The sequence below is a fragment of the Candidatus Syntrophosphaera thermopropionivorans genome, assembly GCF_004353895.1.
Taxonomy (GTDB): Bacteria; Cloacimonadota; Cloacimonadia; order Cloacimonadales; family Cloacimonadaceae; genus Syntrophosphaera; species Syntrophosphaera thermopropionivorans.
This window is the reverse complement of sequence record NZ_SMOG01000001.1, coordinates 92181-114533: the sequence shown is the minus strand read 5'-3', so window position 1 is coordinate 114533 and position 22353 is coordinate 92181. Positions and strand designations below refer to the sequence as shown.

Genomic DNA, 22353 nt, shown 5'->3' with positions numbered 1-22353 from the left:
TTACCTCTCTCTAAAATAATCCTTGCTGTGTTGAACGAATCCAGATTGGACTGTTCTCACCGCAAAACGAATAGCATTTTTTATCGCTTTGGCATCACTACTACCATGACAAACGATACTTGTGCCATTTAGACCCAGAAGTAAGGCACCACCAAATTCGGTATGATCAAGTTTTCTCTTCAAAAAACTATAAGCAGGAAAAGATAATATTGCTCCTATTTTCGCTATCCAATCCTTTTCAAGTTGCTCCTTTAACATATCAAAAACGGCTCTAACCACACCTTCTATAGTCTTTAGCACCACATTTCCCACGAAACCATCACATACGATTACATCAAATTTACCGCTGAGTATCTCTTTGCCTTCTATATTACCGATAAAATTGAGGTCTTTCGCTGCACTTAATAGCTCATAAGCTTCACGAGTAAGTGCATTACCTTTAGTACTTTCTTCACCAATATTTAAGAGACCTACGCGGGGATTTGGTTTTTGATAACAATAGGTGAAATAAATGCTACCTAATTGAGCAAATTGAAGAAGATTTTCAGCATCACAATCAACATTAGCGCCCATATCAAGTAGAATTGCAGGCTGTTCAATGGTAGTGGGAAGAGCTGCGGCAATAGCAGGACGAGAGACTCCCTTAATTCTGCCATAGGCAAGTAAAGAGGCAGCCATAAAAGCTCCAGAATTGCCAGCACTTAATGCAGCATCAGCTTCTCCATTTTTATGTAATTCTACCGTCTTTACCATAGAAGAATCCTTCTTCATTCTAACTACCTCTGCGGCATGGTCATGCATCTCTATTCTTTCACTCGCATGATAGATTCTAATTCTGTTATGGTCATAGTAATACTTATCCAGTTCAGCTTGCAATATATGTTCATCTCCTACGAGGATTATCTCATTGCAGAGGTCTTCTTTAATTGCATGGATAGAACCTTCCACCTCAGGAAAAGGTGCTTTATCTGTGCCAAAAGCATCAACTGCTATACGCACTTCACTCCTTAATGGCTTTTATCTGCCTGCCATTATAAGTTCCACATTTCTCACAAAGATGATGTGGACGAACTGGTTCGCCACATTTTGCACAGGTAACTACTGTCGGTTCAGTTAATACTTTATGAGTTCTACGTTTATCTCTACGAGCTTTAGAAGTTTTTTTCTTTGGAACTGCCATTACTTTTTCCTTCCTTTTAAAATCTAAGAACAGTGTCTTTATCCGGGGAGATAGATAAAAAATAATTCTTCTCCCACTTTTTATTCAGGATTATGTGCTTTTGCATATCATATTTTATTTGTTTTGAACCTCATCTTAACTATATAATTTTTTGTCAATTAAAATAGCTATATCTAATTCTTTAGCCATTAAATAGAACTCTTTTTTCACTTACTCTTTCAACCAATATTCATCAGGATTTTCCACATTTTTTTCTCACTATCTCAACACTGGTGAGTTTACTCTAATATAGAAATAGCATTTAGTTTTACAATATAAATCGTATAAGCTCATAAATAATATAATTGAGTTATGTCATTTAATTATACTTTTTCTTCATACCAGAATAAACTTTTTCTCTAACAAATAACAGAGGTATAATGCTCAACCATCTTAAAATTCCTCCTATACCAAACACTACCTGTTCTGGTTCTAACCATCTATTACCCAATTTTTGGGGTGCAGGAAAGAAAACCCCGGTCAAGAGAGTGGAACACATCATTGCAATACCACCTAAAGCACCGTAAATAGCACTATAAGTCTGTTCTTTACCCTTTCCTGCGATAGCTAAAGAGAAATTGGTGGTAGCAATAGCATTTCCTGACCACATAAATCCAGAACTTAAAGCTTCAAACCATAACAGAGAAAAGTTTTGCGGTGTCAAAAAGAGCCAGAGCATTGGATTAAACCCACCTAAGGCTACGCAAATACTCATTGCTGTCTTATTACCATATCTATCAATAAATCTACCCCAAAAAGGATAAGCCAATAAAGAAGAGACAATGCTTAGGGTATTATATATTTGCAATTGGAGCATACTCATTTGCAGTTTTTTTAGCATAAAGGGTCCCCAAAAAGCACTACCTACACCAGTTGCTAACATCCACCAGATACCAAAAAATAGCAAACTCCTAAAATTTTTATTCCCAAAAGCTTCAAAAAATTTCTCGCGCAAAGCCCAATCGGATTGCATCCTATACATTCTATCTGGTTGCTTATTTAAAATAAATAGACCAATGATTCCTAAAACAGTTGCAATGATAAATACTAAAATAAGAAAGAGAGGTTGATTTTGCCTATTAAAGATAACCTCTGGATTATGGAACAATCCTGATAAAGGTCTTCCTTTTTTTTCAAATAAATCCGTGCAGTAACCAAAAAAGTATCCAGCTATCAATCCAGCAAAAGAAAGAATCTGATTTCTACGGGCAAAAAAACGACCTCTAATGTTTTGAGGAATTAAATCGCTGACCCAGGCTATCCATATATTGCCACCAATGGCTTGTAAGCTTGCACTAACAAAGAGTAAAATAAGAAGATAGATGATTCCTATCCTTCTATCAGAAAAAACCAGGCTGCTCCTATGAAAAAACTTAGAAATCTGCCAATGCCCGTAACCCAGATACAGACTTTCTTTCTTTTCTTTAATCTATGGGTTAATGCCACCCCCAAAGGTTGAAATACAGCAGAGACCTGTCCGAGGGAACTTAGTATACTAAATTGCATAGGAGTGGCACCTAAAAGTACCATAAATTTAGTGATAAAACTGCTTCCTATATTAGCCAGGTTTCCATAAATCTGAGCAAAAATACCTTCTTTGATGGAAACGCGATAAGTGCGCGAAATCAAGAACTTCTTCTGCTGTATTAAATTCTGTTTTTTAGTGTTTTTTTCTTTCTTCCTTCCCAACTTTCAAATCCCTTAAATCTTCTTTAGTTATGCGATTATTTACCACCTTGTATTTCTAAATCTATCCTTTTTGCCTGATATATTAATTTAGTATTGAAAAAAAGCATCCGTTTATTTGCTTTTTGCCCTGCATAAATGTTAAATTATCCCTGATTTGTAGAATAGATGCGAGATTAAAATTGAATCTATTGAAACCCGTTAGTTTTGCCCTAAAAAATTATACTTTATACTTATTTTTTCAACTTCAAAATTCTATCCGTTCGTACCTTAAACTTTAGCCAGCTCTTAGTTCTTTCCTGGTATCAAGTCTTAATCAAGCGTTAATCAAGTCTTTATATATTAACGCTTGATTAAGAAGTGATTAACGCTTGACTCTATCTTTGGTAAAAGATGGTGTTATATAAAAGATGAAGATAATATATTGAATAATAAGAAGATTAACTATGCTCTAAAGGGAATTTTCAAAGGAGCAATGGTGCGTTCAAAATATCCGTGCAATTTGGATATAGCGAGTCCATAATTGGTTATAGGAACTCCTCTTCTTTCTGCTTCCCGGATTCTATTATTCATCTCTTTCTGATTAAGCATACAAGCACCACAATGTATAATGAGTGCATAATCTTCCAGGTTATCAGGAAAGTCACTTCCGGCAGCTATATCAAAGTTTAAATCTTTTTGAGTATAGTTTTTCAACCAATTAGGGATTTTCATTCTACCAATATCATCTTGCTGAGGATGATGGGAACAAGCTTCTGCAATTAATATTCGGTCTCCGTCTTTTAGCTCATCAATCTTCTGACAACCTTTAATTAGTGCTTCCAAATCCCCCTTATATCTTGCGAAAAGGATAGAAAAAGTCGTCAAAGGAACTTGAGGGGGAAGCTGATTTACCACTTTCTGGATAACTTGCGAATCGGTAATAACTAAATCAGGTTCACTTTTTAAAGCTTTCAAAGCCTTGTTTAATTCAAATTCTCTCACCACTGTTGTTACTGCTCCACTATCCAGCAAATCACGTAAAACTTGCACTTGAGGAAGGATCAATCTTCCTTTTGGTGCAGAAGAATCTATAGGTGTAACCAGAATAACTCTATCTCCAGAATGAACGATATCTCTGACCAATGGTCGCTCTTCTTTGAAGTAAGAAGGTGCCAGTTCAATAATTTTTTCTTTAGCTAAAGTAATATTTTCTTTTGTTTTTGCTGAAACAGAAATCCAGGCTAAATCATTTTTCTGGCAAAATTCTATATTATTTTGATGGGGTTTTCTGAGGTCTGATTTATTAAAGATAACGAGAACCGGAAGTTTCATCTCTTTTAATCTTTGCAAAGCTTTCAATTCATTTTCCTGAAAAGGACTACCATCATTAACAAAGATTGCCATATCTGTCTTAAAAAGCACCTTATAAGCGGCTCTAATTCTCTTTTCTCCCAATTCTCCCATATCATCCAATCCTGCGGTGTCATAGAAAGTCACAGGACCCAAAGGAAGCAGTTCATAGCGTTTAGCTACGGGATCTGTAGTTGTTCCTGGGACCTCAGAAACAATAGCTATTTCCTGATTTGTTAAAGCATTTATAAGGCTGGACTTACCGGAATTGCGATTTCCCAGCAAGGTTATAATCAGTCTTTCTCCACGAGGTGTACTACTCATTTTTCCTCAACAGTAATTTATTTCTCTTTTAGAGACTAATAAATAAAATCAATCATTTGTCAAGACTCCACTTATAAGCAGTTTACTGCAGATTATCTTTTAAAAACTAATATCTTTTTCTGCTTCATAACGATTTAAAATGATAAATAGTAATGCCCTAATTTCTGATATTGCAACATAAAGCAAAATCGCTATTGACATTTTATACCTCAATTAGTAAAGGATTAAAAAAATGAAAATATAATGAAGGTAAAAGATGCCAGGGATTAGTTTAATAAAATCAAGAGAGTTAACTAACAGTCACTTAGACTCAATAGAAGAATTTCAAAGCAGTTTAAAACAAATACTACCTCATATTTCCTGTGAGATACTATTCCATAATGACGATACCATAATGATTTGTGCATAGAGGATAAAAGATTTATGCAGAAACTAGTTTTAATATTTATTTTTATATTTCTTTTTTCATTTTTGGAAGCAGAAATCATCCAAGTAGGCAATGGAACTTTGACCAATCAGAGTTTACCGATTGAAGCTTTTCGTTCTTATAGCTATTCTCAACAGGTATACCCAGCCACACTAATCAATAGAGCGGGAAATATAAGTTCTATATCTTTTCAGTACAACATAGTTAGTAATCATTTTTTACAATATAATGGGGAATGGAAAGTCTGGTTAGGTCACACTTCTCGTCAAACCTTATCCACCTTTGTTCCGATAGATAGCTTAATCCTCGTTTACGATGGAGTTTTAACTAATACAAACTTTTCTGGAGGTTTACCAGGTGAGGGTTGGTTACAAATTAATTTTACCACTCCATTCTATTTTAATAATGAAGAAAACTTACTTATCGCAGTGGATGAAAATAGTCCTGGTGGAAGTTCCACTTCCGATGAATTTCTATGCACTGCTGCTCCAGAAGTTCGTGGTATTGTCTATACAGATATAAATATTAATCCAGATCCAGCCAATCCTCCTGTTCCGCCTATAGAAAACTTTTTCTTTGCACGGAATGCCTATCCTAATGTTAAATTGGAATTTACCAGTACAGGTTATCTTCCCACTCAGCCAGTTCCTGCTAATGGTGCTACCGGAATCTCTATAAACACAGGTTTATCCTGGCAAAGTTCTGCCAGCTCTTTTGACCTGTATCTAGGGACAAGTATTGATAATTTGACCCTGCTGGCACAAAACTTAAACACTACAGAATGGTATCCCTATGAACCCTTTCAGCTTTGGCACACTTATTACTGGCAAGTCATTGCTCATCAAGGCGAAAACACCTATTCTGGTCCTATCTGGTCTTTTACCACAGCAGGGCTGGGAATTGGAGCACCTCAAAATCTTAGTGGATACTATATTTCCGGGAGAGTGGAATTAAACTGGGAACCTCCCCAAAATGGGAATCCTATTCTTTATAGGATTTACAAAAATGGGAATTTCTTTGCTGTGTCTTATAATTTATCCTATCAGGATACAGAAGTCTGTGTTGGACAGACCTATTACTATAATGTTAGAGCAGAAAATGCTATCGGTGAAATATCGGCTCCGTCCAACACGGTTACTGTCCATATCCCTGAAAACATACCTCATCTTATTCTGGAAGAAAGTTTTGAGGAATGCTCTCCTTTTAGTGGAAGTATCGCTCAATGGCAGAATCTGGATATAGATTTATCGGAAACCTGGAATTGGCAGGAAATAGATTTTCCAGGTGAAGGACAAACTCATAGCTGGATTTCCTTCTTCCCCTTATTGACTACGCCCCCATTGACTATAATACAACCTCATAGTGGCTCAGCAATGTTAGCTTCTTTAGCCAGTGTCAATCCTCCCAACAATGATTGGCTCATTTCACCTCAATTATTCTTAGGTAACAATCCCCAACTTAAGTTCTGGGCTCGTTCTCATACTTCTGACTATGGTCTGGAAAGATTGAAGGTTGTAATTTCTAACACTGATACCAATCTTTCTCATTTCCAGCCACTTCATACAGGAAACTGGATTTCAGTACCAGCAGAATGGACAGAATATACTCTTGATTTAAGGACCTGGGAAAATCAATTTGTCTATCTTGCCTTTAATTGTGTATCCTGGGATGCCCTGGCACTTTATCTGGATGATATTATCATTACAGGTGAAGGAGGTTATGTTGCAATAAATGATGAGGTTATATCTTCTTCCCGCTTCTTAGTCTATCCCAATCCAGCTCGGGGTAATTTTACTGTTTCCAGTTATAATAAAGTTCCTTTTAACATAGAGATATATGATATCAGAGGCAGGAAATTGATAAGTGTTAAGCAAGTGACTGAATTTGAAAAAAATAAGTATCTTCCAGAGCTTGCTGCGGGAATCTATCTTATAAATCTGGAATCAGCAAAAGGAAAGTTCCAGAGAAAAGCGGTTATTCTTCCTTGAAGGATAAAATGCTCTCTGTTGATATAGAAGCTTTTATTTACTCACTACTGACCGATGAGAAATTCAGAAATCAGATAGTTGCACAGCAGGAACTTGAAGCAAAAGATGCTATCTGGGCAGATTTTCCTTCGCAAAGCAATCCTTATTTACTTTCAATGCTTAGTAAAGGAGGGATAACTAAGCTCTATGCTCATCAAAAAGAAGCTATTGAAACAGCATTGAAGGGTGAGAATATGGTTGTAACTACTGGTGTAGCCAGTGGTAAAAGTCTCTGTTATCAATTCCCTATCCTGCAAACTTTGCTAACTTCTCCTAAAAGTAGAGCCTTGCTTCTTTTCCCAACTAAAGCCTTAGCTCAAGACCAGAAGCAAAAGATGCAGGAATTAATTCTGGGATTATTAAAAGAAAACCCACATATACCTTCTATTTACACAGGAATATACGATGGAGATACTGAAGTTGGGGTGCGAAGAAATATCCGAAATAAATCCCATCTAATTTTTTCCAATCCCGATATGCTACATCTGGCAATTTTACCCAATCATTCACTCTGGAGTAATTTCTTTGCCAATTTGAAATGGATAGTTCTGGATGAAGTCCATATTTATAGGGGAGTGTTCGGTTCGCATTTTGCTAATGTAATCCGTCGTTTAAAAAGGATTTGCGAATTTTATGGAAGCTCTCCTCAATTTATTTGCACTTCTGCCACTGTTGCTAATGCCAAAGAACTAACTGAAACCTTACTGGAAGAACCTGTTCATCTGGTATACAAAGACTCTTCTCCTCATAGCAAAAGGTTATTCTTCATTATAAATCCTCCTATAGTAGATTATGCTTTAGGAATCAGAAGAAGCGCTTTAATGGAATCTACTATATTAGCCAAAAATTGGTTACAGCATAAAGGGCAGGCTATCCTTTTTTGTGGTTCCAGAAGAAATGTAGAGATAATCTATCTTTACCTTATTAAAGATGAAAGTTATAAAGAAAAGATAAGAAGTTATAGAAGTGGATACTTAGCAGAACACAGAAGAGAAATAGAAAAAGATTTAAGGGAAGGGAAAATCAAACTGGTTATATCTACTAATGCCTTAGAACTGGGAATTGATATAGGTGGTTTGGATGCTGTGTTTATGAATACCTATCCTGGAACTATCGCTGCCACTCGTCAGCAAGCTGGAAGAGCAGGAAGAAAAAATAATACCGCACTTGCTATCTTGATTGCTGGAGCTAATCCTTTAGACCAATATATCTGTCAGCATCCAGAATATCTCTTTGAAAACAATCCGGAAAATGCACTTATCTCTCCTGACCATTCTGAAATACTACAGAGTCAGCTACTATGCGCAATCCAGGACCTTGCTTTGATGGAAAATGAAGGTTTTGGAAGTCTGGGCAGTGAACATATTTTCCCCTATCTTCAGGTTTTACTTCAAGAAGGAAAAATAAGAAAAGCTAATGATCGCTATATCTGTGCTCCTGAAACCTATCCCGCGGCAGAAGTGTCACTTCGCAATCTTTCCAGCCAAGTAGAGATAATCTCTAATAATGAAGTTATTGGAACAGTTGATTCTGCCAGCGCAATGTGGATGGTTCATCCACAAGCAATTTATCTGGATAAAGGTGACACCTGGCAGGTCACTAACCTTGATTTGGAGCATAATAAAGCAGAAGTCAAACCTGTTCAAGTAAACTATTTTACTCAGGCTACACGCCAAACCTTTATAGAATGCAAAAATCTTTTAAAAAAGGAAAATTGTGGAGGCTCAGATAAATACTTTGGACAGGTGACAGTAACCACAACCATTACTGGCTTTAAAAAGTTAAGATTCTTTAATCAGGAAGTTTTAGAATGGGTAGAACTGGATTTACCTCCGACTAAACTGGAAACTATTGCCTGGTGGATGGGAATTTCTCCGCAAATTGTAGATGCAGTAAAAGAACAGGGCTTATGGAATTCAGAGCCAAATGACTATGGTAAAAACTGGCAAGAGATAACTAAAGCTATCAGAAAAAGAGATGGCTATCGCTGTCAACATTGTGGTGCACTGGAAAAAGACATTCCTCATCACATTCATCATATCATTCCCTTTCGCAAATTTGACAATCCAGAAGAGGCAAATAACCCTTCTAACTTATTAACATTATGCCCAAAATGCCATCGTTTAGCTGAATTAACCGTTCAGATACAAAATGGAATTACCGCTACAGGCTATCTCTTAGTGAATCTTGCACCCTTCTTTTTGATGTGCGACCGTCAGGACCTGGATGTATTTTGTGAAGATAAGTCAGTTCTTACTCAGAATAATCCGATTATACTTATTTACGATAATATTTCAGGTGGTATTGGTCTTTCCCGTAAACTTTATGACCTCCATACCCAACTTCTGGAAGCTGCCTTAGATTTGGTGTCTCAATGTCCCTGTAAAGAAGGTTGTCCTTCCTGTGTTGGACCTGTGGCAGAAAATGGGGTTGGCGCAAAAGAATATTCTATTGCTCTTTTGCAGGAATTAATAAAAAATCTACCAGATAGATAAACTTTCTTACTGGGTAATCTGGTAGATTAAGATAATTTGTTTAATGTTATCTTTTTGCTGCTTTAGCTTCTTTTTCTTTCTTTATTTGTTGCCTCTCTTCCCAGAGTTTTTCTGCTACAGGAGCCCATCTTTGAGCTGCAAGTACGGTCTTAGAACAAAGCTCTTCCACTGGTTCCGGACCATCCAATTGAGTGGAATAAGCATTGGAATTATTCACCATTTCTATCAAAATCTCGGGATTATCTAAAAGAGGACAGGGAATTAAAGGATTGGAATTGAAAGGTTGATGTTTTTTATATTCCTGGAAAAGAGGTGCTTGTAAAGCTTCCAGAAGAGATACATTATGGATATTAACATTGGCATAATGAATAAAAGCACAGGGTTCAACATCGCCAGCAGCATTGATATGAAGATAGCTTCTGCCTCCGGCAATACAGCCATGAGCAGTTTCTCCATCATTCCAGAAATCCAGAGCAATTAACGGCTTAGTCGTTCTTATCTCTTGAACTCTTTTATACATATAAGCTCGCTGTTCTGGAGTGGCAATTAGGTCTAACTGGGCATCTTTACCAATTGGAATATAGGTAAAATTCCAGGCAAAACGACAACCCCGAGCTATCATTTCATCTACAAACTCATCAGAAGCTACACTTTCAGTATTATAATGAGTGTAACAGGTGGAATAGCCAAAGAAGAGTTTATGTTTCTTCATCAAATCCATAGCTTCTACCACTCTTTTATAACATCCCTTACCTCTTCTCATATCAGTGTTCGCTTCGTTTCCTTCAATGGAAAAAGCAAGAGTGAAATTACCTACTCTTCTGATATCTTCACATAACTGTTCATCTACTAAAGTACCATTAGTAAAAGCAAAGAAATAACAATCCTGATACTTTTCACATAAGCGAATGATATCCGTTTTGCGAATAAGAGGTTCTCCTCCTGAGAAAAGGAACCAATAGATTCCCAGTTCTCTTCCTTGCTGACAAAGAGAATCCAAAATATCATAAGAAAGATTGTGCTGTTTCCCATATTGAGCTGCCCAGCAACCGGTACAATTAAGATTACAAGCACTCGTGGGGTCTATTAACAGTGCCAGAGGAACATTGCAATTATACTTTTCTTTTATCTTATCTCGTTTAGGTCCACCTATAAAAGCAACATTAACCAGGAAACATTCTGCCAGTTTTTGAAGAGTTTTAGTGTCTACCTCCCTAAATAAATCCTCCGTAAATTTCTTCCAGACATCACTCTCACCCATCAATGTATCTGCTATAATGTCCATCACATCTGAGTATTTGTGCTTTCTATCAAGTTTTTGGACTAAAGATACTATTTTAGAAATCTTTTTAACGGGATCACTGGTCAAATATTTTACTAATTGATCCACCGCTATATGACGCATATTCTTCATAATCAGAACCTCTATTTATCTAATATATAAGAAAATATTTTGTTCTAATTAGGTTTTAAAAGAGCAGCTAAACTGCTTGCTTTTTTCTTCTATTTTATAATGTTTCCTTTCCTATATTTTAGTTTTATAAAAGAATTATGCAAACAAAATAATTAACTTACACTGCCATCTTGACCTATTAAAGGCTTATCCTAAGCAGAGTTTCTTTTCCTCATTTTCAATTATTACACTAATAAAGATAGAAAGAGGAAGCCGTCTTTCTTTATTTTAATTCAACGAAATAGAAGCATTTTTTTATTGACAAAAAAAGATAAAGGTTTATTATGTATTAAGAATAAAACGCTAAGGAGTCGTCATGAAAAAAGATTGTTTCTTGCGCATTGCCTATTGCCGGGAAGCTCTTTATGCCAGATGTTTTGATAGCATCTGGACGGACGATAAGGAGGTATTGCTACAACTTTCCGTTTTTAGCGCAACATTGAAACCTCTGTGGTCGGAAACTTACTCCAGCTAAGCGTCTGATAAGTTTCCGATGAAGGATATTTCCCAAAATCCGAAGCCCTCGGATTTTCCTTTTACCTTCAAAAAATAAAAACTACAGAGGTGAAAAATGCAAGCATTAGGCAGACAAATATTAGCAGAATTCTATGAATGCGATGAGAATATTCTGCGTGATGAAGAAGCTATTCGTAAAGCAATGTTAGAAGCTTGTGAGATAGGAAAAGCCACCGTAGTAAGTGATACATTCCATTCATTTAGCCCCTATGGTGTCAGTGGCGTGGTGGTTATTGCTGAATCTCATGTGGCTGTTCATACTTGGCCTGAATATGGATATGCTGCGGTAGATATCTTTACCTGCGGTCAAACTATTTCTCCTTGGGACCTCTTTAAGCACCTACAAAAATGCTTTAAAAGTAAGCATACCAGTAATATGGAATTGAGGAGGGGCCTTTTTGATACCGGAAATGAACCAATTAAGCATAAACCTTATTGAATAATTATGAGTTACTGGCATATAGATTATCACAGTAAATATCAAGCTCTGACTTTTGAGGTAACAGAGGTCTTGAAAAGTATCCAGAGTCCTTACCAAAAGATTGAAGTGGTAGAGACTCCCGCTTATGGGAAAGTGCTCTTATTGGATGATGATTTGATGCTGACAGAAAAGGATGAATTTGCTTATCACGAAATGCTCGTTCATCCTACAATGTTCACTCATTCCTATCCCCAAAAAATACTTATTATCGGTGGAGGTGATTGCGGAACCTTAACCCGAGTTTTACAACATAAAACGGTAGAAAAAGTAGTAATTGTAGAACTGGATGAGATGGTCACTCAAGTTTCTCAAGAATATTTTCCTCAGTTAGTTTCCTCAACTCAGGACCCGAGAGTGGAACTTATCTTCACCGATGGAATTAAGTATGTGCATAATTGCACTGATAAGTTTGATGTTATTTTAGTGGATTCTACTGATCCGATTGGACCTGCAGAAGGTCTTTTCCGCCTATCTTTCTTCCAGGATTGCCATAAAATCCTGGAAGAGGATGGCATTTTATGTCTCCAATCTGAAAGTCCCTGGATTCCTGAATTGGCAGAACTTATATCTTATGTTAATCAAGATTTAAAATCATTATTTCCGGTTGTGAAAGCTTATGGAGCTGCCATTCAAACCTATCAAGCAGGTTTCTGGCTCTTCCAGTTGGCTTCAAAAAAATATAATCCCCTTTCCAAAGAAATAGAAAATAAAATTAAAGAAGCTGATTTAAAAACTAAATACTACAATCCAAATATACATTACGGTGCTTTTAAACTACCTACTTTTGTTAATGAACTTCTCCATGAACCATCTTAAGATAACATAGAATAGTTTTATAAAGGTAAGATAACCTCTTATAACTTAAAGAAAATAAATATCTTATAAGCAAGCAGGAATTATTAGCAGTCTACCTATTTGACTGCTAATTATTTCTTGCTCTTTCTCTTTTTTCGTTTATCTTGTCCTTAAAAAGGAGATGAATATGAACGCACAAAGATTTACTATAAAAAGTCAGGATGCCCTTCAAGGAATGCAACAGATAGCAGAAGAGAATGGGCATCAAGAGATAAAAGATTTACATTTACTTGCGGCAATGCTAAAAGAAACGGAATCTTTGGTGATTCCGGTATTGCAGAAACTGGAAGTAAATACTACTGATTTGGAAAGAAAAGTTGAAGATGCCTTAAAAAAATTACCGAAGGTAAGTGGTGGTCAGATGTATCTTTCTCAGGAAGTTCTGGACATCTTACATCAAGCTGAAAGAGAAGCAGACCAGTTACAGGACGATTACATCAGTCTGGAGCATATTCTTTTAGCTTTATTAGAAAAAGGAAAAGAGGCAGCCAGATTACTTCAAAATTCTGGAGTAACTCCAGATAAACTACTTTTAGCTTTAAAAGAATTAAGGGGTAATCAGCGTGTCACTGACCAGAATCCTGAGGCAAAATATCAGGCATTAGAAAAATATGCTCGGAATCTCACCCGACTTGCTCGTCAAGATAAGTTAGATCCTGTAATAGGAAGGGATGAGGAGATTCGTCGTACCATTCAAATTCTTTCTCGCCGAAGAAAGAATAATCCTATCCTTATAGGAGAACCTGGAGTAGGTAAGACCGCTATTGTAGAGGGATTGGCAAGACGAATAGTGAATGGTGATGTACCAGAGAACTTGAAAGATAAAGAGATTCTGGAATTGGATATGGCAGCTCTTTTAGCAGGAGCAAAGTTTCGGGGTGAGTTTGAAGAGCGATTGAAAGCGGTACTTTCAGAAGTAGAAAAGTCTGAAGGTCGTATTATCCTCTTTATTGACGAGATTCATACCGTAGTAGGAGCTGGTGCAGCAGAAGGAGCTGTAGATGCTTCCAATATGCTCAAACCTGCATTAGCAAGAGGGACTTTACATTGTATAGGTGCTACTACAATTGATGAATATCGTAAACATATAGAAAAAGACCCAGCACTGGAAAGACGCTTCCAGCCTGTGATGGTTCAGGAACCCAGTGTGGAAGATACTATTTCTATTCTTCGCGGAATTAGGGAGAAATATGAGATTCATCACGGAGTACAAATTACCGATACTGCACTTGTTGCTGCTGCAGTTCTAAGCGACCGTTATATCTCCGATAGATTTCTCCCTGATAAAGCCATAGACCTCATAGATGAAGCCTGTGCCAAACTGCGTATGGAGATGGATTCTATGCCCAGTGAATTGGATGAAGTGGAGCGTAAACTTCGTCAGCTGGAAATAGAAAAATATTCTCTCGCCAAAGAAGAAGACAAGCTCTCAAAACAGCGTCTGGAAAAGATTAATGAAGAAATAGCAGAACTCACAGAAAAACGTAATACCTTGCGTCTGAGATGGGAAAATGAGAAAAAGTTATTTGAACGAACTCGTGCCTTGAGAGCAGAAATTGAATCCTTAAAATTACAGGCAGATAAAGCAGAACGTGAAGGTGACTACGAAACCACAGCAAAGTTGCGTTATGGCATCATTAAAGAAAAGGAAAAAGAATTAGCTGAGCTTATTAATCAACGAGAGAATGCCTCTGGTGACTATGAGCCCTTAATCAAAGAAAAGGTGGATGAGGAACTCATCGCTGAAATTGTCTCTAAGTGGACTAATATACCGGTGTCCAAATTGATACAAAGTGAGATGGAAAAGCTGCTCCATCTGGAAGAAATCCTTTCTCAGCGAGTAGTTGGACAAAAAGAAGGCATCACTGCTCTGGCAAATGCTATTCGTCGTTCCAGAAGTGGTTTAAGTGATACCAATCGTCCTATTGGTTCCTTCCTGTTCTTAGGACCAACAGGAGTAGGTAAGACTGAGCTGGCAAAAGCTCTGGCAGCTTACCTCTTTGATACCGAAAAGGCTATGATAAGACTGGATATGAGTGAATTTATGGAAAAGCACTCTGTTTCACGTCTTATTGGTGCTCCTCCTGGCTATGTGGGTTATGAAGAAGGAGGTTATTTAACCGAAGGAGTACGGCGAAGACCTTATTCGGTTATCCTATTTGATGAAATAGAAAAAGCTCATCCCGATGTGTTCAATATTCTTTTACAGATTCTGGATGATGGAAGATTAACTGATGGAAAAGGAAGAACGGTAGATTTCCGTCATACCATCATCATAATGACTTCCAATATTGCTTCTCAAGAGATTTACGAGGCAGAGGACCTGGAAGCATTACGACCTCATTTGATGAGTATTCTACAACAATATTTCCGTCCTGAATTCTTGAACCGTCTGGATGATATTATTATCTTCCATCGTCTTAGCCGTGAGAATATAAGAGATATTGTAAATATCCAGCTCAATCAATTGGCAGAAAGAATCAAAGAAAAAGGTATAGAACTTAGCTGGACAGATGCCCTAGTAGATTATCTGGCTACTGCTGGATATGATCCTCAATATGGTGCCCGTCCTTTGAGAAGATTGATTCAAAAAGAGGTTGAGGACCTAATGGCAAAAGCTATAATTGCTGGTCAGGTTGGACCTCAAATCAAGCTGGATTATCAGAATGGTTCTGTAGTCGTTAGCTAAAATTGATAGAGTTAAAGCCGCTTCCACAGTTAGGGAGCGGCTTTTTCTTTTTATATAAATTCCAGATTATAAATATCTCAATAGTTCACGGTCTATCACACCAGCATAAAGTTCTATATACGGTTTGACTGGACTATTATTAATCTTGGGGAAAAAGACCTCTTCTACTTGAAAGAAACCCACCGAGGCATTCATTTCCACCGTAATAGCAATAGGTTTTTCTTCCCCTTTATGAATCCGAACTCTTTGAATAGCGCTGGCAGAAGTGCGATGAATATCTCCCACACGGGGTTCACTGGAAAGCATAGCGGGAATCCTTGCCCTACCTTTTTCCATATCACTTCCATCACCAATCAATACCAGACCTGCTTCCAGAGAATGGATATGTTTTGTTGCCATATGACCAAAGATTCCCTCAATAGCGGTTGCTTTGATAGCTGTTTTGGTCATCAGCTCTTCAGGATTGTATATCTCATTTAAAATACGGTCTATAAAAGGAATAGCTAATTGAATGGAGAGAATTTCATGGGAATCTCGGGCAATAGACATACCAAGGTCGTGCAGTAAAGAGGATAAAAGCACAGCAGTTAGAGAATCTTCTGCTTTTCCAACTCCTTCCTTTTCCAGATTCATCTTGATGCCTGCTTCATTGAGTAATTTGAACATCTTAATAGCATTTAAAGTGGCTTTACGCATATGAACCGGTCCATGGTCATTATACCCCAATCTTCTGATAGCTACAATATTGGCATATTCTTGCATAGTCTGAAGTTCAGGGTCATTAAAAAGCATTTGCGCTGCTTGTAATGGCTTACCCTCTAACATTTTCAATATTCTTGTTTCCAGATTAGTTTGTTTAACTGATTTATACATACAATTTACCTTAAAACCTGTTTTTCATACGAAAAATAAGATTGGTTATGCTACTAACTACTGCTATAGCTAAAGCAATAGTCCCAGAAATTAATAGCACTTTATAAAGATTTTGAGAAGCAACTACACTATCTCCAGCTATATAGGCTTGCATTGCATAATAAAGATTGCTTCCAGGAACAAGAGGAATAATGACACAGGTGACAAACACGGAGACCGGTATCTTACTTAATCTTGCCATTATCTCTGAATAGGTACAAACGAGAAACACAGAGCAAAAGACTGAAAAAAGTAATGACTTGCTGAAATAGAGGAATATGAGATAAAAAGCCCAGGTTAGTCCTCCACCTATTGCAATTAACAGGATTTTCCAGCCCTTAAGATTTACTCTTATGGAAAATCCGAGAATGGAAAGAGCCGCCCAACAGAATTGCATTAAGGTCAAATGATCAAAAGGTCGCATTTTCACATACCCCACAGTTCAAAGAGTTTTAGCATAATACCACTACCTGCAGCAATAGCAATAGCTAAAAATATAGCTTCCACACCTCTTGCAGTTCCAGAGACCAAATCTCCGCTCATAGTGTCACGAATGGCATTAACAAAACTTAATCCAGGGACTAAGAGCATAATTCCACCAATAATTATGTTATCCAATTTTATATAGGGAACCCATATATCCAGCACTTTAGCAAAAACTACGATTAAAGCAGCTCCCAGAATATGGAGGAGAAAGTTATTTAGTTTTAAATTCCCCAGAAGTTTTAATGATAAACTTACCAGCACGCCAACAGCATAAGCAACGGCAAATTCAAGCCAACTACCTCCAAATAATAAGCAGAAACATCCACTGGTTAAACCTCCACAAAGAATTTTAAACCAGTCAGGCCAAGTTTTTTCATTTTCTATGTGTTTTAGTTCTTCCCTAAATTTATCCGCATTCCAGTAGCAAACTCCTTCTTTACAGTATTGCCTTTCCATATCGTATACCAGATGACTAATTTTGGTTATTTTCCCCAGATCTGTTTGTCTGTTTTCTATTCTTTTTATACTGGTAGTAAAAATTTCTTTACCATCTGAAACGGTAAGAAAAATCCCTGTTGGTGTAACATAGGCTTCGGTTTCAGGATATCCAAAAATACTGCAGACTTTGCACATCATAAGTTCCACTCTATTAGCCGTAGAACCATTCTGCAGCAAAATCCTGCCTATTTCCATACTAATTTCTAAAGCTTCCGTGCTGGTTATGCGATTCATTTTTCTTTAATCTCAGTATATTTTAAAACTTCTTCCGGCATTCCAAGGATTCTTGCTACATTTATGGCATTTAGAGGTGGAGCTTCATTCTTTTTCAAACGCTTAATGCTGTAATCCATAGCTTCATTAAGAATTTTTAGTCTCTCGTTTGCATCCTTAGGATTTTGAGCTTTAATTTTATCCAAATCCAATCCTGCTATACTATATTGAGTAACCTTGGGAAGCATTGTTGGTGCGGTAAAATGCGTTGCGGCGATACTCATATTTTTTGTAGTGGCAAGATATTGCAATACTGCAGAGACCAAAAGCTCACCTTCAGTAGGATTAGTACCACGAGCAAATTCATCTAAAAGAAAGAGATTTGTCCCAGACTGCTGTATAGCCTGAGTGAAAGATACCACTTCCCTTCCAAAACTACTTAAATCAGCGTTATTATCTGTCTCTGATTGATTATACCAGATGTGCTTAAATATGGGTAATTCTGCAGATTCGCAGGGAAGAGGAATACCATAGTGAAGCAAAGTGCAAAACTGACCTATGGTTTTTAAAACAGTAGTTTTCCCTCCCATATTAGGACCAGTTAGAAGAGAGACAGAACCGCTAAATTCATAATCTATAGGTTGATATTTTCTGCCCATACTTTCCAGATGTTGTTTTAGAGGAAGATTAATTGCTTTCTTAATTATAATTGCTTTCTTCCGCCAAACAACTGGTATACAACAGTTATACTTAAAAGCAAAGTTGCTCAACAGAATTTTCCATGCACCCCTTCTTAAAGATAACCAGCTTAAAAAGATATCGCTTTCCCATTCCCTGTAAATATCAGTCAGCTCTTGTAATACATAGCGTTCTTCTGCTTCTAATTTTTCCTGGAGATTACTTATTTTCTTTTTAAGTTCCAGACAATGTTCATCATCCGCTAAAGCAAAACTATAATTTGCTACATTTTCAGCAGTTAGAACAAAATAGGGAGAGTGAATTATGCGGTCAGCCAATTCCGTTTCACTTCGCGAAACGGTAAAACTATCTTTAAGATAGGGAATTTGCAATTCCTTTTTGGCTCTTTCCAGAAGCTGATTATAAGATTCTTTTAGTTCTTGCAACAATTTCAATTGCTTATTTAAAATATCCCCTATTTCATCAGAATAAGCAGAGGAAATAACAAATATAGGTAACCCAAATCCTTCAGGGTCAAGTATCTCAAAAAATTCGGTAAGATCCTTTAAATTATCAAAGAGATCCAGCCACTTTTGCTTTTCCAAAAAATAGTATAATTGATTATAGTAATAAACATATTCTTTTATTTCATATAATTGATGGACGGTTAAAATTTTAATATTTTTATGTATGGGAAACTCTAAATTAGGAATAGCCGCCAAGAGTTCCAGCAAGGTCTTCAATTTTGATTTATCTGCAGCGAGCTGTTCCATAGTTTGTTCTAAATATTTATAATGTATGGGTAAGTAATAGTTATCGTATAAATCTTCAGAATATCCGGTTAAATTATCCTTCTTAACTGATTTAAGAAATTCACCTTCCGCTTCAATCATATCCAGTATCTGAGGGACACCCAAAACTTCTTCCATCTGAGTAAGCATAAAATTCAATCTCCTCTCTAAGTTATTAAATTACTTTATGTTTTGATTTCACTCAGCTGTCAATCTTTTTGTGTAAATGGATGATAGATAGTCCCATCAGCAGTGCTAAGAATTCTCTGGGCATAAAGCTGGAAATTGTGCATCGGTTCTGGATGAGGGAAATTCCATTGATTTCTACGACTAACAGAAATCCAAACTTCTTCGGGAAGAACAGCTCTGATAAATTCTCTACTGCTGGAACTTTTGCTCCCATGGTGTGCCGCTTTTAAATAGTCAGCCTTAAGTTCTTCTGGATAATGTTCCAACATATAATATTCTGCATTGATATCAGCATCTCCAGTAAAAAGATATCGCTTACCCTGGTAATCCAATCTTACTATCAGGGAAGAACTATTGGAAGTGGCAGGATAATAGTATTTAGCAGGATGTAAAAACTTCAGTTTTGCCTCTCCAATTCTGTAACTGATGGTATCTTCAATGCAATGAATGGTAGCCTTATTCAAAAGAACAGATTTTTCCCATTCTTTCCATCGTTCATCTGACATAGTTTCATCGGTTACAGCAATATTCTTTACTTTTAAACTACTTACTATATCAGGAAAACCACCAGAATGGTCAGAATCCAAATGAGTTAAAATGAGCCAATCTATCTCTTTTATATTTTTATGATTCAGCCAGGGTAGCAACTTTTGTGAAGCCCAGCTTTGATCTGAAGTTCTGTAGTGTGGTCCCGTATCAATCATAATCTTTTGTCCTTCATTCAGAGAGACTAAGATACAATCTCCAGTGCCACAATTGAAAATATAGATACCTCTATCTGCTGAATGATGTAATTGAGGAATAATGATTAATGCTATACCAAATAAACAGATAACAAGTTTTTGCCAGCGTATTTCCAGTTTTTTGAGCATAGAAAGTCCACCAATAACTAAAAGTATACATCCAGCTAATTGTAATCCTGTAATCCAGCGATTTTGCAGATAGAAAGGCATACTGGCAACAAACTCAGTCCACCGATTAAAGATATAAAGGAAAAAACGATAGGAATTAATCAGGGAAGCAGAAAGTATATTTCCTGCCGGAATCATTAGAATAAGAAAACTTAATATTAAAATAACTCCAGAAAGAGGAATTCCTAATATATTACCAATTATACCATTTAGCGAAGCAGTGCCAAAATAATAAAGAGTTAAAGGCATTACCGACAGACCAACAACCAGATTCATTAGCAATAAATTAAAGAATCCATTCATTTTATTGCGTATATTCGCTGCTGGTAAATCCTTTTCTTTTATCCATTCAATGTGCGGTAGACCAAGTATTATCACACCCACACAAAGAAAAGAAAGCTGTAATCCTATATCAAATAATTGTTCAGGATTTATAGCAGTAATTATTAACAAACTTAATGCCAGAAGTTGTGCACCACCAAGAGGAATATTTCTCCAGCGTGCAATTATCATCAAGCCTATCATCAAAATAGAACGTAAAACTGGTGGTGCCCAGTAATTTAATGCAGCGTAAAAGATTATCAAAATGAGAAAGACAGTTTCCGCAATTTTTGGTGGAAAGAAAGCACGCAAAAATATCATACATACTGCATAAATAAACCAGATATGCAATCCACTAACTACTATCAAATGAATCATTCCACTTCTGGTTAAATCATCCCGGTATTTACCTTTAGCAGAAGTATCCGAAAAAAGTAATGCTTTAGCGAACTCAGCTTCATCTCCCAATTTATTTTCCAGGTTAGCAAGCAATTTTGTCCGCCATAATGCTATAGGGAATATAGACTTAGTTGTTTTTTCCAATTTTAAACTTTGCCTGATATAAGCACGAGGAAGAGAGGGATACATATCTAAAACATCATCACTTTGTGCTGGAATGATTTCCAATAATGCTGAATATTCCTGTCCTGGGGTTAATTTATAATCGCTGCATAAAAGTAGCTTTTCCCTTATCCTAATTCCAGCAACTTCATCTAATCTTATCTTATAGAGATTAGTTTTGGATGATATTAAATTGGTAACTAAAAATCTTGAATCTTGCTGGATATGAGACCTGGTTTTAAATACTTCTTCTAAAACAGAAGGTTGCTGAGCAATTGTCCATCGCATTCCACCTAAAAGCAGACAAATTCCAAGTATCAGATATATACGCGCAGATTTTAAAAAAATAGCCAGGATAAAAATTACCAGAGCTATAATTGCTTGCCAGATAAAGGGAATAGCTATTGCCCGGGATAAAGCAATACCTACACACCACAAAATAACAGGAAGTAATAGAGGTGCAGGTTTTTCATGCTGAAGCATTTCTATTTAATCCCAAAAACAATTGTAAAATAACCTATCAAAAAATCCATTTCAGAACTGCACCTAAAAAGTTATCTCTCTGTATGTTAAAGAAATAAAACATTTACTTATCCTCATAGATGTTCTTTCTCTTTCCTAAAGTTTGATAATTTTAATTTAATTTTATTTCTTATTATAATCTGTCAATAAAATTTGCGATCTGCATTATAAATCCAATTAGGAAAATTGCCTCATTATGTCTTAACAATCATATTTGAAAATATATATTATTATATCTATTTTGATAGTACACTAAATATATTATTACTAAAGACTTACTACATCCTCACTTTTATTAGCTAATTAAAATCTACCTTATAGGTAACTTATGTCCACTTTCGGACATGAGCTGGACATGAGTTGGACATAAGCTGGACATAAACTCTACATAACCTGGACATTTATTATTTATTTAGAGGGAGTAATTAAATAATTTGCAGTGGAATATAAAGAATAGAGTTAATTATAAGTTCTCACCCAAATTTTCAAATTGATATCATGTGTCACAGAGGTCTTAATGGTTTATAGGGTGCAGATTTAGATAGGACTGGCTTTAGACTGTATCACAGTGGTTTTTGGACTTTTTTGGAAGTATCACGATTCTATCAAATTTTGTCTTCATTTCTATAACTCCTTTAATGTATTTTGTGTCAACTTATTTAGGACACCACAGTGAGAACGCATAGATCTCTTAGGAGATCCTCTAACACTTCCTTAACGGGACTAAAGAAACTTTAGGGAAAAGTTTAAGAAATGTAATTGGTGGT

General features: G+C 36.4%; 16 protein-coding genes. 5 read left to right on the top strand and 11 right to left on the bottom strand.

Features of this window, described 5'->3' with window-relative positions; translation table 11 throughout:
• From plsX to hydF, 5 genes are all read right to left on the bottom strand, one after another.
• Entirely contained in the window at window positions 1–999 is a 999-nt protein-coding gene (gene plsX, locus E0946_RS00470) for a phosphate acyltransferase PlsX (protein ID WP_133200503.1), read from the bottom strand.
• Window position 1000: 1 nt separating this feature from the next.
• Window positions 1001–1180 (bottom strand): 50S ribosomal protein L32, encoded by a 180-nt coding sequence (rpmF, locus tag E0946_RS00465; protein WP_133200502.1) that lies wholly within the window; start codon window positions 1178–1180, stop codon window positions 1001–1003.
• Between the two features lie 358 nt (window positions 1181–1538).
• Window positions 1539–2396 carry an MFS transporter gene (locus E0946_RS00460; RefSeq protein ID WP_243713671.1) on the bottom strand — a complete coding sequence of 286 codons (858 nt, stop codon included), beginning with the start codon at window positions 2394–2396 and terminating at the stop codon, window positions 1539–1541.
• Window positions 2397–2548: 152 nt separating this feature from the next.
• Window positions 2549–2908, bottom strand: coding sequence for a hypothetical protein (locus E0946_RS07350; RefSeq protein WP_243713670.1), 360 nt, complete (start codon window positions 2906–2908; stop codon window positions 2549–2551).
• A 441-nt stretch (window positions 2909–3349) separates the two neighbouring features.
• Window positions 3350–4561 (bottom strand): [FeFe] hydrogenase H-cluster maturation GTPase HydF, encoded by a 1212-nt coding sequence (gene hydF, locus E0946_RS00455; protein WP_133200501.1) that lies wholly within the window; start codon window positions 4559–4561, stop codon window positions 3350–3352.
• Between the two features lie 423 nt (window positions 4562–4984).
• On the opposite strand from hydF, the gene E0946_RS00450 reads away from it, so the two are divergent.
• Window positions 4985–6976: a T9SS-dependent choice-of-anchor J family protein gene (locus E0946_RS00450; protein ID WP_133200500.1), complete on the top strand. Its 1992-nt coding sequence runs from the start codon at window positions 4985–4987 to the stop codon at window positions 6974–6976.
• An 8-nt stretch (window positions 6977–6984) separates the two neighbouring features.
• On the top strand, window positions 6985–9510 hold the full coding sequence (locus E0946_RS00445) for a DEAD/DEAH box helicase (RefSeq protein WP_133200499.1): 2526 nt from the start codon (window positions 6985–6987) through the stop codon (window positions 9508–9510).
• A gap of 46 nt (window positions 9511–9556) precedes the next feature.
• On the opposite strand, the gene E0946_RS00440 is transcribed toward E0946_RS00445, so the two are convergent.
• Window positions 9557–10924 carry a radical SAM/SPASM domain-containing protein gene (locus E0946_RS00440; RefSeq protein WP_133200498.1) on the bottom strand — a complete coding sequence of 456 codons (1368 nt, stop codon included), beginning with the start codon at window positions 10922–10924 and terminating at the stop codon, window positions 9557–9559.
• Between the two features lie 610 nt (window positions 10925–11534).
• On the opposite strand from E0946_RS00440, the gene speD reads away from it, so the two are divergent.
• From speD to clpB, 3 genes are all read left to right on the top strand, one after another.
• Complete coding sequence (speD, locus tag E0946_RS00435) at window positions 11535–11918, top strand: adenosylmethionine decarboxylase (protein WP_133200497.1); 384 nt, start codon at window positions 11535–11537, stop codon at window positions 11916–11918.
• Between the two features lie 6 nt (window positions 11919–11924).
• Window positions 11925–12776: a polyamine aminopropyltransferase gene (gene speE, locus E0946_RS00430; RefSeq protein WP_133200496.1), complete on the top strand. Its 852-nt coding sequence runs from the start codon at window positions 11925–11927 to the stop codon at window positions 12774–12776.
• 166 nt (window positions 12777–12942) lie between these two features.
• Window positions 12943–15504, top strand: a complete 2562-nt coding sequence (gene clpB, locus E0946_RS00425) for an ATP-dependent chaperone ClpB (protein ID WP_133200495.1) — start codon at window positions 12943–12945, stop codon at window positions 15502–15504.
• A gap of 66 nt (window positions 15505–15570) precedes the next feature.
• On the opposite strand, the gene E0946_RS00420 is transcribed toward clpB, so the two are convergent.
• The 5 genes from E0946_RS00420 to E0946_RS00400 are packed head-to-tail and all read right to left on the bottom strand — an operon-like array spanning window position 15571 to window position 21547.
• Window positions 15571–16377, bottom strand: coding sequence for a phosphohydrolase (locus E0946_RS00420; RefSeq protein ID WP_133200494.1), 807 nt, complete (start codon window positions 16375–16377; stop codon window positions 15571–15573).
• 10 nt (window positions 16378–16387) lie between these two features.
• Complete coding sequence (locus tag E0946_RS00415; protein ID WP_133200493.1) at window positions 16388–16840, bottom strand: threonine/serine exporter family protein; 453 nt, start codon at window positions 16838–16840, stop codon at window positions 16388–16390.
• A gap of 2 nt (window positions 16841–16842) precedes the next feature.
• Window positions 16843–17634 carry a threonine/serine exporter family protein gene (locus E0946_RS00410; RefSeq protein ID WP_133200492.1) on the bottom strand — a complete coding sequence of 264 codons (792 nt, stop codon included), beginning with the start codon at window positions 17632–17634 and terminating at the stop codon, window positions 16843–16845.
• On the bottom strand, window positions 17631–19232 hold the full coding sequence (gene kamC / locus E0946_RS00405; protein WP_133200491.1) for a lysine 5,6-aminomutase reactivase ATPase KamC: 1602 nt from the start codon (window positions 19230–19232) through the stop codon (window positions 17631–17633). Before kamC ends, E0946_RS00410 begins: the two co-directional genes overlap by 4 nt.
• A gap of 59 nt (window positions 19233–19291) precedes the next feature.
• Window positions 19292–21547, bottom strand: a complete 2256-nt coding sequence (locus E0946_RS00400; RefSeq protein WP_133200490.1) for a DNA internalization-related competence protein ComEC/Rec2 — start codon at window positions 21545–21547, stop codon at window positions 19292–19294.
• Between the last annotated feature and the right edge of the window lie 806 nt (window positions 21548–22353).

Coding starts and splice junctions, on each gene's coding strand:
- E0946_RS00410 (WP_133200492.1), bottom strand. CDS start 17,634: ATGAATCGCATAACCAGCACGGAAGCTTTAGAAATTAGTATGGAAATA.
- E0946_RS00445 (WP_133200499.1), top strand. CDS start 6,985: ATGCTCTCTGTTGATATAGAAGCTTTTATTTACTCACTACTGACCGAT.
- E0946_RS00420 (WP_133200494.1), bottom strand. CDS start 16,377: ATGTATAAATCAGTTAAACAAACTAATCTGGAAACAAGAATATTGAAA.
- speD (WP_133200497.1), top strand. CDS start 11,535: ATGCAAGCATTAGGCAGACAAATATTAGCAGAATTCTATGAATGCGAT.
- kamC (WP_133200491.1), bottom strand. CDS start 19,232: ATGCTTACTCAGATGGAAGAAGTTTTGGGTGTCCCTCAGATACTGGAT.
- rpmF (WP_133200502.1), bottom strand. CDS start 1,180: ATGGCAGTTCCAAAGAAAAAAACTTCTAAAGCTCGTAGAGATAAACGT.
- speE (WP_133200496.1), top strand. CDS start 11,925: ATGAGTTACTGGCATATAGATTATCACAGTAAATATCAAGCTCTGACT.
- E0946_RS00440 (WP_133200498.1), bottom strand. CDS start 10,924: ATGAAGAATATGCGTCATATAGCGGTGGATCAATTAGTAAAATATTTG.
- hydF (WP_133200501.1), bottom strand. CDS start 4,561: ATGAGTAGTACACCTCGTGGAGAAAGACTGATTATAACCTTGCTGGGA.
- E0946_RS00415 (WP_133200493.1), bottom strand. CDS start 16,840: ATGCGACCTTTTGATCATTTGACCTTAATGCAATTCTGTTGGGCGGCT.
- E0946_RS00400 (WP_133200490.1), bottom strand. CDS start 21,547: ATGCTTCAGCATGAAAAACCTGCACCTCTATTACTTCCTGTTATTTTG.
- E0946_RS00450 (WP_133200500.1), top strand. CDS start 4,985: ATGCAGAAACTAGTTTTAATATTTATTTTTATATTTCTTTTTTCATTT.
- clpB (WP_133200495.1), top strand. CDS start 12,943: ATGAACGCACAAAGATTTACTATAAAAAGTCAGGATGCCCTTCAAGGA.